Source organism: Tritonibacter sp. SIMBA_163, from assembly GCF_046535935.1.
Lineage (GTDB): Bacteria > Pseudomonadota > Alphaproteobacteria > Rhodobacterales > Rhodobacteraceae > Epibacterium > Epibacterium scottomollicae.
Genome location: NZ_JAWJBP010001558.1, coordinates 1 through 229, shown reverse-complemented (window position 1 = coordinate 229; position 229 = coordinate 1). Strand labels below are relative to the sequence as shown.

General features: G+C 62.0%; 1 pseudogene. It reads right to left on the bottom strand.

What is annotated here, in order from left to right:
- Positions 1–229 (bottom strand): annotated as a pseudogene (locus R0J92_RS27505) (long-chain fatty acid--CoA ligase); the annotation flags it as partial.

The window sequence follows — 229 nt, the reverse complement described above, 5'->3', positions numbered from 1 at the left end:
CATCTCGTCCTGCGCCACCGAGACATTGACCGCCTCCACATGCTTGCGGATTGTCTCCAGCACCCGCGGGTGCCCGGCTTGCTCCTGATAGGAGGCATAGGCGCTATTGTTGCGCTCAGCCCAGTTGCCCACCGCCGTCAGGTCGAGGTTGCTGAAAGCCACGCAGCGATCCCGCGCATTGCCGAACACCACCGCCTCCACGATATCCGGGTAGAACTTCAGCTTGTTC